This is a genomic window from Mongoliitalea daihaiensis (genome assembly GCF_021596945.1).
Lineage (GTDB): Bacteria > Bacteroidota > Bacteroidia > Cytophagales > Cyclobacteriaceae > Mongoliitalea > Mongoliitalea daihaiensis.
Genome location: NZ_CP063779.1, coordinates 560,757 through 575,056, shown reverse-complemented (window position 1 = coordinate 575,056; position 14,300 = coordinate 560,757). Strand labels below are relative to the sequence as shown.

The following is a 14,300-nucleotide window of genomic DNA, read 5'->3' as shown; positions in this document are numbered from 1 at the left end:
GCATGGTACGTTTCTTACTCCAAAGGCCAATTGCGGTCAGCATGATTTTTATTGCCTTGATGGTTTTTGCAGTCATCGTATTTCGTGCGTTGCCTATTAGTTTGCTGCCGCCTATCGATGTGCCTCAAATAGTCATCAAAGTCAACTACCCCAATGCTTCTCCTGAAGCTATTGAACAAAACGTACTCTATCCTATCCGTGAGTCACTCATGACTTTGGGTGGGTTGGAAGATATGGAAAGTAAGGCGGGCTCAGAAGTAGGGAATGTACGCTTGACCTTTGATTACGGGACCAAAATGGAGTTGGCCTACATCGAAGTGAATGAAAAAATCGACCGATTGACCAACAGTCTACCCAATGATCTTCCCAGACCGCAAGTGATCCGGATCAATACCAATGATATTCCTATCATCCGCGTCCAAGTGGTTCCCAAAACAGGCTTTGATTATTCAGAAGTCAGCTTACTGACAGAAAATGTTTTGAAAAAGCGATTGGAGCAATTGGAGGGTGTATCTCTTGTCGATATCAACGGAAGAAAAGAGCGGGTCATTGCTGTTACTCCAAACATTCCTGCTTTACGTGCATTGGGTATGACTGCTCAGGAGGTAATCAGTGCTATTCGATTTGGGAACGAAGAGCTTCCTGGGATATCCGTAGAAGATGGGCAGTTTCGCTATTATTTGCGCTTAGCTACCCGAGTCAATAATCCCGATGACATTAGTCAATTACCAGTAACCTCACGCGAAGGCATTACAGTACCTTTGAGTAGAGTAGCTGATGTCCGGTATGAAATAGGAGATGTCTTGGGACATCATTTGTTTGGGCAGGAAGAGGGCTTGGTAATTACCGTTCACAAGCAAGCTGCAGCCAAAATGAATGAGCTGGTTCCAAAAATTTATGAAGCAGTCGAGCTTTTTAAAGTAGATTACCCACAGGTTGAATTTGCATTGACACAAGATCAATCAGTATTACTCAATGCGGGAATCAGCAATCTGCAGACCTCTCTCCTTTTTGGAGGGATGTTTGCATTCGGGGTGTTGTTCATTTTTATGGGAAATTACCGTATGCCCATCATCATAGGGGTCTCCCTACCTGTTTCATTACTGATTAGTTTCTTGGTATTTTATTTCTTTGAGGTTTCTATCAATGTCATTTCCTTATCAGGTTTAGCCTTGGGTCTTGGGATGTTGATTGATAATTCCATCATTGTTTTGGATAATATCACCCGTAAGCGGAAGCAAGGATTAGCTTTGTTTGAGGCTTGCGTTGCAGGAGTCAATGAGGTAATGTCAGCTTTGATCAGCTCTGTATTGACTACCTTGGCGGTATTTGTACCATTGGTGTTTTTGAGTGGGATTTCGGGAGCCTTGTTCAAGGATCAAGCGATTTCTGTGGCTGCTATTTTGGGGGTTTCCTTGATGGTTGCCTTTATTTTCCTTCCCATGTTGTATCATTTATTCTTTAAAAGCACTGAAAGTAAAGGTGTTCAAGGAGAGGATAGTAAACTTTTTTTATGGGTATTGAAAGGGTATAAAAAGCTTTACAAGCATATTTTTGCGTATCGTAAAGTCAGTTTTTTCTTCTTTTTGATTCTGATCCCATTAGGACTTGCTTTATCCCAACTTTTGGACGTGCGTGGATTACCTCCTATTGAAAAATTTGATGCTGTGGTTCAAATTAATTGGAATGAACCGATTGGTGTCGATGAAAACAAAGAGCGTGTGCTTCGCTTGTTAGGTTTGTTGGAAGGGAATTATGAAAAATCAGAAGCGGATGTAGGCGTGCGTCAATTCCTCTTATTTGATGGAGAAAGTTCTTTGCAGGAAGCAAGTGTATATTTTTTGTTTGAAACACAAGAGCTTAAAGCTGAGAAGATGAAGGTTTTGGAAAACTATTTGAGTACACAGTATCCCAATTCGTTCTTCGATATTACGGATGCTCCTAATGCATTTGATCAGCTATTCAATACCAATATCCCTTATTACGAAGTCCGTTGGAAAGACATGGTTTCTAAAAAACCAGTTCCAGAAGAAAAGATGGATGGATTTCTAGAGCAATTTCCTGTTCCTGAATTTACTAGGGGGCCTGGCCTGCAAAAAGAAGCCTCCGTAGTGTTTCGATTGGATGCGGGGAAGCTAGCCTTATATGGAATAAGTCCAAATGACCTACAGGAAAAGGTAAAACAATTATTCGGTTCCTTCACTATCACCGATATCAAGCGTTTTGGTGAAATCACTCCTATCAAGTTGAGAACTGAGTATGCTGATTTTGAGCGATTGTTACGAACCAATGCATTGATTGGGAAGGATGGGACAGAGTATGCTTTAATCAATTTTATCAGCTTTGATTATGAAAATCACTACAAGTTTGTAACCTCCGATAAGGGTGGGATTTATCAATCTGTCTTGTTAGAGGATTCCAAGCCCGAAGTTCACACTACTGCGATTTCTCAATGGGCAAATGAAAATAATTTAGGGGTTAGTTTCTTTGGGCAGTATTTCAAAGATCGAGAGACTATTCAAGAATTGGTTGGGATTTTATTGGTATCGGTTCTACTTCTCTATTTTATTCTTGCGGCACAATTCGAAAATTTTCTTCAGCCATTGATTGTCATCTTTACCTTACCTCTAGGAGTTGCAGGAGCGTTTATGGTATTGCTGATTACTGGAACAAGTTTGAATGTGATGTCAGCGATTGGACTTGTTGTAATGTTGGGGATCATGGTAAATGACGCTATTTTGAAAATTGATACTATCAATCGTCTTCGGGTGACGTATCAAGATAAGTTTTCAATGCAAGAAGCGCTGGAAATGGCCTTGTATGAAGCTGGTGAAATTCGACTGAAACCAATCTTGATGACTTCAGTAACTACCATCTTGGCTTTGTTGCCAGTAGTTTTCAGTGCAGGGCTTGGTGCAGATCTTCAGCGACCACTTGTATTTTCAGTTATTGGTGGTTTGACAATCGGTACATTTACAGCGCTATATTTCGTGCCTCTAGCGTATTGGATACTTACGAAAAAAGAGAAAATCAGAGCCGATACAGTAGAAGCGAACGTTTAAAATCAAAACACATCGAATATTTCATTGGAGTAAAAACCATGTAAATCCAATAATTAAGTAAAAAGCGAAAACCAATTTTCGATGCCAGAAAAGTTAAGTACGAATAGCTGTGTAGTTCGCAAGTATTAATTGCTGCTTGAAGCTGATAAGTCTAAACTCTTGCGTCGAGTATCTCGCATTTAAAAAATATGTCTTCATTCAGGATTATCATATCGTTTGTAGTAATCAGTATCATAGGGTTTGCCTTGGTGCCAAGACTTTCTGTGGATTTGAATCCTCGGGAAAGAGAGCCTGTGCTTTCTGTTACCTACAGTGTGCCTCGATCTTCACCTGATTTGGTAGAAAAGCTAGCTACTTCACCTTTGGAAGGAGCACTTTCGCAGTTGGCTGATTTGAAAAAAGTCAATTCGGTATCCAATTATGACATGGGCTCAATCACGCTGCGTTTTGACAAACAGACAGATATGGAGTTTAAGAAATTTGAGGTGGCGTCCATCATTCGGCAAGTTTATCCGAATTTGGACCCCAAAGTGTCTTATCCAATTGTCAGGCAATCTGAAGAGCGTAAATCGACTGCGAAAAACCCTATTTTGACATATTCGGTCAATGGACCATTTGCTTCTTTTGAAATCAAAAAAATAGCTGAGGATGTTTTAAAAACATCACTCAACAAATTTGAAGAAATTGAAGAAGTCACTGTCAGAGGCGCCAATGATTTGCAATTATTTATCACCTACGATATCAAGCGTCTACAGCGCTATCAGTTAAGTAAATCTGATTTAGAGGCGGTTATTCGTGGCTCCTTTGGTGTTAATTACCCCGGGGCTGTACTGAATACTCGCAACGAAACACTTTTCATCCAATTTGACCGATCTCTGACCTCCTTGGAGCAGTTGGAGCAGCTTCTCATCACTTTACGGGAAGGGAAAGAAGTTTATCTACGTGATCTCGCCCAGTTGACCCTCGAAGAGGCTGAACCCACATCTTATTACCGAATCAATGGAAATAACTCTGTTACACTGTCTGTTTTTAATAGAGATGGAGTTAATAAGGTACTCTTAGCCCAATCAATCAAAGCAGCTGTGGAGGATGCAAAAAGTTTGCTGCCAGCAGGTTTTGAGGTGCGTCTAGAGAGCGATGATACGGAGTTTTTGGAAAAAGAGCTCAATAAGATTTACAAGCGATCTGGATTGTCGATTTTGATATTGATTGTCTTTATCTTTTTGATCAATCGAAACCTGAAATACCTGACTACCTTATTCTTGGGAATTGTAGTTAATTTGAGTCTTACAGCCTTGGTACTGTATATGATGGGCATTGATATACACCTCTATACCATTGCTGGACTTACCATTTCTTTCGGTCTAATCGTGGATAATGCGATCATTATGATAGACCATTTGCACAAGCATAGAAACCGAAAGGTGTTTTTGGCTTTATTGGCAGCCTCTTTGACGACTATAGCAGCATTGATGATTGTGTTTTTTCTACCGGAGGAAGACCGAAAGAATCTGACCGAATTCTCAGTGGTGGTAGCGGTGATGTTGGCAGTATCATTGTTAGTAGCGTTATTATTTACTCCTGCGATGTACGAACTCTTATTTGGGTCTAAAGCAAAGGAGGGTCGTAAATTGAGTATAGCACAGTTAAGGAAGAGAGCTCGTTCTTTTAGGATTTATAATAGAAGTCTCGGTTTTGTGGCCAATTATCGTAAGACATTTGTCTTCTTACTTTTATTGCTTTTTGGCTTCCCTATTTTTTTTCTACCAAACAAATGGGAGGGACAGGAATGGTACAATAAGACGATTGGTAGTACTGTATATCAAGAAGATATTCGGCCACACGTGGATAAATGGCTTGGTGGATCCTTACGGATGTTTGTAAGAGGAGTCTTTGAAAAATCATCCTACAGAGAAGCTGAAAAGACCCGTTTATATGTCAATGCCCGACTACCTTTTGGAAATACCTTAGATCAAATGGACTTTATCATGAAAGAATTTGAGGGGTTCCTGAAAGGTGTTGCCGGGATTGATCAATTTGTAACTTATGTACAGTCAGGTCAGTCAGCCAGGATAATCATCACGTTCAAAGAAGAATATGAAAAGTCAGCATTGCCTTATCAATTGAAAGGGCGCTTGTCTGTAAAGTCAACGGATTGGTCTGGAGCTCGCTGGTCGATTTATGGGGTCGGACAAGGTTTTTACACAGGTGCAGGAGGTGAAGGAATTCCGTCCTTTCGGGTGACGATGAAAGGCTATAATTACGATGAGCTGGAACGTCAATCGGAGATTTTGGCAGAAAAATTATTGAGACATAAACGGATTCAGGAGGTCAACACCAACGAGCGATTGGGTTGGGATGAGCAGAAGACAGAAGAATACGTTTTAAGGCTGGATCAAAATTCTATGGCTTTAGGTAAAACCAATCAATTTGAGGTGGTAAGTGCCCTGCTGGATGTGACTAAGCCAACTAATCCAACGACCTATCTCACACTGGATGATAAAAATTATGGAGTGGTTGTTCAGGAAAAGGAATCGCAGACGTATTCACGATATGATTTGCAAGAAAATAGTTTGATAAAAGATAACGATAAGATTTTTAAAGTCAGCAATTTCGGATCTCTTAACAAAGAATTTACAACCAATGCTCTTCATAAAGAAGATCGGCAATACATTCGATTGGTAGCATTTGAATACATGGGCTCTGCCAAGTTTGGGAATGAGTATCTTGATGAAGTATTGACTGAAATGAAGGCTACAATGCCGATTGGTTACACTGCTTCCAAGCAAACATGGTCTTGGACTTGGGATAAAGCAAAACGTCAGTATTCTCTTATTTTAGTGTTAATCGTAGGTATTTTCTTTATTACTTCAGTGCTTTTCGAAAATTTGAGACAACCGTTTTATATTATTGTGATCATTCCGATTGCTTTTATTGGCTTGTTTCTGATTTTCTCATTATTTGATTTCTATTTTGATCAAGGGGGATATGCTGCATTTGTGTTGCTGGGAGGCCTGGCGGTGAATGCTGCCATATTTATTGTCAACGACCTGAATAATCGTAGAGAGGGTCTGTACAATCGGAATGTGATCAAGGCTGTCGCAGGAAAAGCTATTCCGATTATGCTCACCATCCTATCTACCTGTTTCGGTTTGATTCCTTTTATTATGGAAGGTCAAAATGAAATATTCTGGTTTTCTCTGGCTATTGGGACTATCGGAGGCTTGATTTTCAGTATCATCGGTGTATTCATTGCCCTTCCGGTATTTCTGTGGAAAAAAGTAAAGCCGTCCCAAAAGACGGCTTGATAGAAAAATAGTTGGTTTAGCTTTGTTCAAACTAACTTTCAATTTCTGTGCCAAGTTGGGGTTAAAGTATCACAAAGAAATTGGGGGGGTAATCTCGTTGCAACAATATTACAATTCTTGGGCCAATGCATACAAAGCCGAAGACTAAATTGTATCTTTTCGTACTGAAATTGACACTAAATGATTGTCTTAAGGGTCCCAAAAAAAGCAGAGCTTTGTTTTAGCTCTACTTCCTAATTCCAAAGGAATTTTCCAAGAGGTCCTAAAAAGGTTAAACAAATTTAATATCTGAATACTTTTAACAATTAGATCAATTTTTTAATTTAAAAATAGCTACTAAATCTTCATAAAGTATCCCAATTTGCCCATCCTTAAACAAGAATCCTTCGTCAGGAGCAGTTTCGAATAATTTTGGCAAGAGATAGGATTTTTCATACTGCATGCTCATGATATCGTAAATGTCAAGAATTCTCTGCTCTGGAAATTTGCGTTCTCCAAAATTTGAAATGATCATTAACTTTTCTTTATAAATAAAACTATCCACAATCAATTCCACAGCGTCATCCAACATCACTCCATCGCCAACTTCTAGGACCTTAGGTAAAGGGTAGTCGTGTATATATTTTCCAATGGATATTTCATCACTATTGATATTGTATTTAAACCAAAAATTGGCAAAGTAAGATGTGTATAAAACCTCATTTCCATTTAATAGCACTTTACCTTCATAAACCAGGGCTGAGTTGTCCGAATCAAAATAACTATTGATATTGTTTATCGGATAGTACTGGTTTTGATTGAGGTCATAATAGTTAAATTCAATTCTCGATTTATTTGCTTTTGACCAAATTAAAAATCTCTGATCATCCAAATGAAATCCTCCATATAAGTTTTTAGAAAATTTGTGAAAAAAATAGACTGAGTCTTTAAAATCTTGTATTTTAAAGCTATTTTTTTCAGAATCAAAGATTTTTAGTTTGTTTTCATGTATAACTTGGTAATTCCTAATCATTAGATTTTCCTTCGGCCCGTCGCCCCATCGTCCTAAACTGTCCAAAATTTCGAATTTTTCATTCAATTTGTAGATGGATTTGTCTGGGAAATAATAGCCGAATACATGTCCATGGTCATACTGAATGCGGTATATTGGCAAATCTAAAAAAAGACTATCGATAAATTCAATTTGGTTAAAGATTCTGCCATACCTGCTCGCACTACTATTTCTTTTACAAGATGTTATTAAACCGGCAATAACAATAACTATTGCCGGTCCCCAAAACAAATTTTTCATAGATATTACTCTATTACAATTACTTTTCCTTTACCCCTGTAAACTGTTCCAAGTTGATCGTGGGAATCCAAACAAATATATTTATCTCCTGATGGGCATAATACAATTTTTTGTGCAGATAAATTACCTTTGGACATAGAAAGTAGCAATATTACAAAGACTAAAGTCTTCAATGTTATAAATAGTTTTTTCATAATTTAAATTTTAAGTTATTTAATTATTACCTCTGATCGTCCTTTTCCTTTTCTTACTTCCAACCCGTCTTTATTGCTATAGCAAAGGTACTTATCACCTTCTGGGCAAATTACAATGGTTTCAGATTTGACCGTTGACACATTTAAAGAAGGACCACTAAAAAACAGTAATCCTAGAAAGATTGCATTAATCAACTTTTTCATTTTTTCTCAATTTTTGTTTAAGAATGGTTTGATTTTTTAGTAGAAAAGTTCTCCGGATAACTAATCCTTTCAAAGAAAAAAAAAAAAAAATTAATACTCAAAGAAATTTTGATTATTATTTAGTTTCAAAGTAAAAAAATATGATTATCCGCTTGTATACAAGTAGGGGCAAATGCTCGCAATAACAAGCCTATCAAAGTGTTTTTTACCTAAGTATTTTCGGTTTAGTTTATAACAGCATTTATTGAGATAGTTTTGAATCATCTTTTCTTCAAGAATAGATGATTCAGCCATAACAGCGACAGTAGCTTGTTTTTGGCTTCCACGGCCTTTCTTCAGTTTCGTCTTTTCGGAAGATTTTGTTGCCTTGCTTACAAAAGCCTCATCATATTCAACCATATCCTCTAGTTTATATAGGCTGTCACGTTTACCCATTGCTTCCCGGTGCTTGTGATACAGTCTAAAAACAGTCTCGTATCTGCTATGACCCATCTGCCTCTGTAGTTCAAGGCAGCTAAATCCCTTCTTGGTTGCGCTAACAAGTGTCATTGCAAGCAACCAGGTCCTCAATGGCAACTTGCTGTTTTCCATAATAGTACCATTTTTCAGTCCTGTCCTAAATTTACAATGTTTACATTGGAACATATTGAGAGAATTAAGCCAGTAGTGATCCTTGGAATTACAATTCTTGCAAATGACACCTTCTCTTACCCTTTGTTCCTTCAAGTAATGGATGCAACTTGTCTCATCAGGATATCTTTCATAGAATTGTAAAATATTCATGGCCTTTTTATTTATTTAAGGCCAATTAAACACTTACAATTCAGTCTTGAAGGTTACTGACACTTATTGTCAAAGTATAAAATTTACCTACTTGTATGTAGGCGGATATATATTGTAAAAATAGGAGAAGCATAGGAAAGTCCACCTCTAAAAAAATAAATAAAAATCACCAAAAAACAATTTCATTGGATTAGTGTGTCAATAATATAATTATTAGGCCAACTAATACAAAACCGAAGACTAAATTGTATCTTTTCATACTGAAATTTACACTGAATGATTGTCTTAAGGTCCCCAAAAAAAGCAGAGCTTAGTTTTAGCTCTACTTCTTAATTCCGAAGGAATTTTCCAAGAGGTCTTGTTTTCAAGAAATATATTTTGGAAGGGCCTAATTTTCTAGATTAATTGGTATCACCAACCCAAAGCCTAATTGCAGGAGTTGAAAGGGTGAGCGGGTAGGATGGTAATCGAAGGTGCGGGTATTGGGATCAAAAGAAGTGTCCTGTCTGCGGAGGAAACTGACCGGTCCGGATTCGTGATATAGCAATCGGATCTCAGAATATCCTTTTTGAGGATTTTTAAAAGGGATTTTTATGCCTCCACCACCCCGGTAGCCCAAGACCCAATCGCTAAAATCCCTACCTTGCTCAAATGGTTCAGCAAATCGTGTTTCTCTGATTTTATAGCGGGTATAAAAATAATTGGCTCCCATCTGTACTTCAATAAATGGAATTACCCGTGCATCTAATTCAAAGGTATAGCGAAACACTCCCATGAATGTCAAAAGATTATTATTCCTACGAATGCGTAAATCCTGATTACTGGAAGCGAATAAATCATTTCTTCGCTCCACTTGCGTTCCATAAATGCTGTACCCAAGATTGATACCCACTTCTATGGGCTTGAATGGTGCTTGGTAGTACCCGGCTAGATTCAACTCAGGAAAAAAAAGTGTCCCCACTTTGTTTTGTAAGTCTCTGACGGGCATGCCTCCATTGAATTGGAGAGTATATAAAAGATCCTGTGCCTGAAGTTGAAAAGGCAAAAGCAACCACCCAATGATCAACACAGGAATAATACGCATCTTAATAGTTTTTCAAGGTGATGAGTTTTTCTTTGAACCGCTGAACGGGTAGAAAGTTTTTCTCCAAACTTGGAGCAAAAGGTACAGGTGTATCCAAACTCCCTTCCCGCATAACCGGACCGTCAAGGTATTCAAAACAGTTTTCTGAAATCCAGGCACATATTTCAGCGCCTATTCCTCCCGTATTACAATCTTCCTGAAGGAAGATCACCTTTCCGGTTTTTGCTACGGTTTCTTTGACAGCCTCTTGGTCCCATGGTAAGAGCGTTCTTAGATCAAGAATGTCCGCTTGAATGCCCAACTCTTCCACTGCTTGCAATGCCCAATGCACACCCATGCCATACGTGATGATACTCAATTCGGCCCCTCTGGCTACTAACGCTGCTTTACCAATGGGGACAGTATAATAATCTTCTGGGATTGCTGCACTTATAGAGCGGTACATGCCTTTATGCTCAAAGTACAAGTATGGATTAGGATCTTCAATAGCTGCATTCAGCAAGCCTTTGGCATCATAAGGATTGGAAGGATAGACAATCTTCAATCCCGGAGTATGAAAAAACCAAGCTTCATTGGATTGGGAGTGAAAAGGACCTGCCGCCACACCTGCTCCCGTAGGCATCCGTACCACCACATCCGCCTGTTGATTCCAGCGGTAATGAATTTTTGCGAGATTATTGACGATTTGATTAAATCCACAGGTGACAAAATCTGCAAATTGCATTTCTACCATGGATTTGTATCCCTTGATGGATAAGCCGAGAGCAGTGCCTATGATTGCACTTTCGCAAAGCGGGGTGTTTCGTACACGTTCTTTTCCAAACTTCTGTACAAAACCGTCTGTGATTTTAAAGGCTCCTCCATACTCTGCAATGTCCTGCCCCATCAAAACGAGCTTGGGATATCGCTCCATGGATTGACTTAATGCTTCTGCTATAGCATCAATAAAACGCTTTTCATGAGTGGATGCATTGGTAGGTTCAATCACCTTTTGTTGGAAAGGGGCATATACATCTTCCAACTCTTCGTGCGTATCAGGTACTATGGCTGCTTCTCCAAATGCAAGATCTAACCCTTGATTGATGGCCGCTTTTATTTCAATATTGATTTTTTCTTTGATTTTGGCATTCAGAACACCCGTTTCTTCTAAATATCGTTCAAAATTATCTACAGGGTCTTTCAGTGTCCAAGTTTCCATCAATTCTTTCGGCACATACTTAGTGCCTGAGGCTTCTTCGTGTCCCCTCATTCTGAAGGTGATCGCCTCCACTAATACAGGTCTAGGGTTTTTGCGCAAGTCATCTGCTAGATTTAAAATCGCATCATAGACTTCCAGTACATTATTACCATCGATTCGTATAGCTTCAATTCCATATCCAGGTGCTTTATCTGTGAAGTATTCAAAAGCAAACTGCTCATTGTTGGGAGTGGAAAGCCCATATCCATTGTGTTCAATCACAAAAATCACTGGTAATTTCCAAACAGCGGCTACATTTACTCCTTCGTGGAAATCTCCTTCAGATGTAGCCCCATCTCCAGAAAAAACCAAAGCTACTTTAGATTCCCCCGCAAGTTTATGGGCAAGAGCAATCCCATCAGCTATGGCTAGCTGTGGACCAAGATGAGAGATCATCCCTACAATATGATGTTCTTTGCTACCGAAGTGAAATGAGCGGTCTCTTCCTTTGGTGAATCCTGATTTTTTCCCCTGAAACTGTGCAAAGAGCTTTTCCAATGGCATCTTGCGTCCAGTAAAAATCCCCAAGTTTCTATGCATGGGTAAGATGAATTCATCCTCTTGCAAGGCATTGACAGCACCTATGGAAATTGCTTCTTGTCCCCAACCGCTAAACCATTTCGATATTTTTCCTTGCCTTAGTAGAATCAGCATTTTTTCTTCGATTCTTCGAGGCATCAACAAGGACTTATACAAATCCAGTAAAGTCTGATCACTGTAATGTTTACGGTCAAAAACCATGGGGGTCTGGGCTAGTGCAAGATTACTCATAGGGTTTATTTTGATGAAAGTTACGGATTAATCCTTCAATCAGTTCTCTAGTTTAGCTAATCTTTCCATCAAAGGAGGGTGCGAATAATTCACAAAAACATACCAAGGATGGGGGTTGAGGTTACTTAAAGAATTTACGGAAAGGGTTTTCAATGCCTCTGCCAGGGGCCTGCCGTCAAAAGTGGTTTTCGCAAAAGCATCCGCTTCAAACTCATGTTTACGACTCAGCATATTCATGCCTATTCCGATAATCATGGAAATTGGAGAGAAAAGCATGGTAAAGCCTACAATATTGAGGTGTATGGCCATTTGCTCCCCCCCTAAGGCTAAGCTCATAGTAGTGGAAAAGATAAATTCAGAAAGTATATAGAGCAGCAAACCTACTTGTACAATCGAAGTACTCATTCCCCAGATGATGTGTTTCTTTTTATAATGTCCAATTTCATGGGCTAAGACAGCTACCAGTTCGTCAGGCGTATGTTGATCTATTAAGGTATCGTAAAGCACCACTTTTTTTCTTTTGCCAAAGCCTGAGAAAAATGCATTGGCTTTAGAGGAACGTTTGCTTCCATCGATTACAAAAATATTGTTTAAGGGGAAATTCACTGATTTCGCGTATGCGAAGATTTTATTTTTCAGTTCCCCTTCCTCCAAAGGAGTCAACTTATTGAATAATGGAAGCACCCAAGCGGTATAAAACAAATTGACGCCTACCATAAAAATGACGGCAATCAACCAAAACTGCCACCAAAAGTCCTTTCCTATTTGATGAATTAACCAAAGTAAAACAAATAAAAGCCCCCCTCCAATGATGATAGAGAGCATGTAACCTTTGACTTTATCCGAAATATAAGTTTGTATACTGCTTTTATTGAATCCAAATTTTTCTTCAATTACAAAGGTGTGGTAATAATCAAAAGGTATTGCAAGTAAATCTGAACCCATAAAAATCACTGCAAAATAGACGATGGAAAGAAAGATAGGATCTTGGATGAATTGCCTAAGCCAAAGATCAATTGTTCCAAAAACTCCCCAGTAAATAAGCCCAATGGTGATTAAAAATGAAAATATAGCTGTAATTAGGCTAAAGTTAAAATTAGCTTTTTGATAGCTTTTACTTTCCTTTAGTTTGTCCGAACTGATATATTCATTTAGGTTGGAAGGGATATCAGGTACGGGTTGGCGGATATTCAAGTAGCTTAATGTTTTTTCAAACAAAAAGCTAAGCGAAAGCACCCCGACAAGCAGGTATTTGATCCATTCGACTTCCATGTTGCTAGATTAGAATTTTGGGCAAGGAAGCATCGTATCTCTGCTTCGAAGTTTGTTTCTGTTGCGATCAGCCAAGAGTACTGAAATACTGATTTCATGTGCACCTCCCGATTGGATGCCCAATTGTGAAACCGTGTAATCAAAGCTATATCCTACATTTAGGCCTGAAGGTAGGTTAACTCCTACCATCATGACGATGGCATCTCGGTTGCTTTGATTTTCAATAGGTCTATAAGGTAAACCTCTATACCACAATCCTAAAACGATCGGTTCTGCATATAAGTAAGCACCCACGTCCAACTGCTCAAAAGGTCCTTGCCTTTTGTAATTCACAGTGGGTACAATGTAGCGCTCCTTGAACGTATGTGTGAAATCAGAACGGTAACCACCTGTGCCAAGAGATATTCTGTAGCCTGCATGCAAAGAGTACTTGGCAGGCAATCGACTAACGCCGTCCAAGAATGATTGATTCGGTTGATTCAAGTGGTCTGCGGAAAATCCTAACCAAAAATTGGGTGTATAAAATAGTCCTCCCGCTGATAAGGACAGCATGTTTACCGGGTCTCCTAAGCCAGGGATATCAGTGCCAGGGATTAAATCACCAAAAGGTTCAGATGGATTAATATTGTTAGCGAAAATTAAATTTTCAAAGAAACCTATTTCCCTTCGGATATAGCTAGCCCTAAAACCAGGCCTGAAAAAGGCTCTTTCGCCAAGCTGTAGTTCGTATGAATATAATGCGGCAAGTGTAGTGGATCGTAATCTTGCAGCCCCTTCTGTATCACTCATAACCAAGAAGCCTACTCCAGAGTTATAGTCGTCTAAAAAGGTGTCAAAATATGCTGAAAATGTTGTGAATTGAGCGTTGAGACCTGGCCACTGATTTCGGTAATTTACTCCCACCCTTGGTAAAAACTCTGAACCAGTAAATGCTGGATTTAGATACAAAGGCGCTGCATAATATTGACTGTACTGAGGATCCTGGGCATGGGCATGGATGTAGCTCAGCCCTAAACCAATAATCAAAAAAAGACGATATATTTGAGACTTAAGCAAGGAAAACTTCGTTTATTGTGAAAGTCAAATCAAAGGGT

The 14,300-nt window shown here is 39.0% G+C and carries 10 protein-coding genes; 2 read left to right on the top strand and 8 right to left on the bottom strand.

Features of this window, described 5'->3' with window-relative positions:
• The first annotated feature begins 2 nt into the window (after positions 1-2).
• Positions 3-3,062, top strand: a complete 3,060-nt coding sequence (locus IPZ59_RS02185) for an efflux RND transporter permease subunit (protein WP_236138247.1) — start codon at positions 3-5, stop codon at positions 3,060-3,062.
• Between the two features lie 188 nt (positions 3,063-3,250).
• The gene (locus IPZ59_RS02180) at positions 3,251-6,370 is read left to right on the top strand and encodes an efflux RND transporter permease subunit (RefSeq protein WP_236138246.1); all 3,120 of its coding nucleotides are present in this window, start codon (positions 3,251-3,253) and stop codon (positions 6,368-6,370) included.
• A gap of 310 nt (positions 6,371-6,680) precedes the next feature.
• On the opposite strand, the gene IPZ59_RS02175 is transcribed toward IPZ59_RS02180, so the two are convergent.
• From IPZ59_RS02175 to IPZ59_RS02140, 8 genes are all read right to left on the bottom strand, one after another.
• Complete coding sequence (locus IPZ59_RS02175) at positions 6,681-7,661, bottom strand: hypothetical protein (protein ID WP_236138245.1); 981 nt, start codon at positions 7,659-7,661, stop codon at positions 6,681-6,683.
• Positions 7,662-7,666: 5 nt separating this feature from the next.
• Positions 7,667-7,855 carry a hypothetical protein gene (locus IPZ59_RS02170; RefSeq protein WP_236138244.1) on the bottom strand — a complete coding sequence of 63 codons (189 nt, stop codon included), beginning with the start codon at positions 7,853-7,855 and terminating at the stop codon, positions 7,667-7,669.
• Positions 7,856-7,870: 15 nt separating this feature from the next.
• The gene (locus tag IPZ59_RS02165) at positions 7,871-8,059 is read right to left on the bottom strand and encodes a hypothetical protein (protein WP_236138243.1); all 189 of its coding nucleotides are present in this window, start codon (positions 8,057-8,059) and stop codon (positions 7,871-7,873) included.
• A 144-nt stretch (positions 8,060-8,203) separates the two neighbouring features.
• Complete coding sequence (locus tag IPZ59_RS02160) at positions 8,204-8,842, bottom strand: IS1595 family transposase (RefSeq protein WP_236138242.1); 639 nt, start codon at positions 8,840-8,842, stop codon at positions 8,204-8,206.
• 388 nt (positions 8,843-9,230) lie between these two features.
• Positions 9,231-9,926 (bottom strand): hypothetical protein, encoded by a 696-nt coding sequence (locus tag IPZ59_RS02155; RefSeq protein WP_236138241.1) that lies wholly within the window; start codon positions 9,924-9,926, stop codon positions 9,231-9,233.
• 1 nt (position 9,927) lies between these two features.
• Entirely contained in the window at positions 9,928-11,934 is a 2,007-nt protein-coding gene (locus IPZ59_RS02150) for an alpha-ketoacid dehydrogenase subunit alpha/beta (protein WP_236138240.1), read from the bottom strand.
• Positions 11,935-11,973: 39 nt separating this feature from the next.
• Positions 11,974-13,206, bottom strand: coding sequence for a M48 family metallopeptidase (locus IPZ59_RS02145; protein ID WP_236138239.1), 1,233 nt, complete (start codon positions 13,204-13,206; stop codon positions 11,974-11,976).
• Positions 13,207-13,215: 9 nt separating this feature from the next.
• Positions 13,216-14,262 (bottom strand): PorP/SprF family type IX secretion system membrane protein, encoded by a 1,047-nt coding sequence (locus tag IPZ59_RS02140; RefSeq protein WP_236138238.1) that lies wholly within the window; start codon positions 14,260-14,262, stop codon positions 13,216-13,218.
• Between the last annotated feature and the right edge of the window lie 38 nt (positions 14,263-14,300).

Coding starts and splice junctions, on each gene's coding strand:
- IPZ59_RS02185 (WP_236138247.1), top strand. CDS start 3: ATGGTACGTTTCTTACTCCAAAGGCCAATTGCGGTCAGCATGATTTTT.
- IPZ59_RS02180 (WP_236138246.1), top strand. CDS start 3,251: ATGTCTTCATTCAGGATTATCATATCGTTTGTAGTAATCAGTATCATA.
- IPZ59_RS02175 (WP_236138245.1), bottom strand. CDS start 7,661: ATGAAAAATTTGTTTTGGGGACCGGCAATAGTTATTGTTATTGCCGGT.
- IPZ59_RS02170 (WP_236138244.1), bottom strand. CDS start 7,855: ATGAAAAAACTATTTATAACATTGAAGACTTTAGTCTTTGTAATATTG.
- IPZ59_RS02165 (WP_236138243.1), bottom strand. CDS start 8,059: ATGAAAAAGTTGATTAATGCAATCTTTCTAGGATTACTGTTTTTTAGT.
- IPZ59_RS02160 (WP_236138242.1), bottom strand. CDS start 8,842: ATGAATATTTTACAATTCTATGAAAGATATCCTGATGAGACAAGTTGC.
- IPZ59_RS02155 (WP_236138241.1), bottom strand. CDS start 9,926: ATGCGTATTATTCCTGTGTTGATCATTGGGTGGTTGCTTTTGCCTTTT.
- IPZ59_RS02150 (WP_236138240.1), bottom strand. CDS start 11,934: ATGAGTAATCTTGCACTAGCCCAGACCCCCATGGTTTTTGACCGTAAA.
- IPZ59_RS02145 (WP_236138239.1), bottom strand. CDS start 13,206: ATGGAAGTCGAATGGATCAAATACCTGCTTGTCGGGGTGCTTTCGCTT.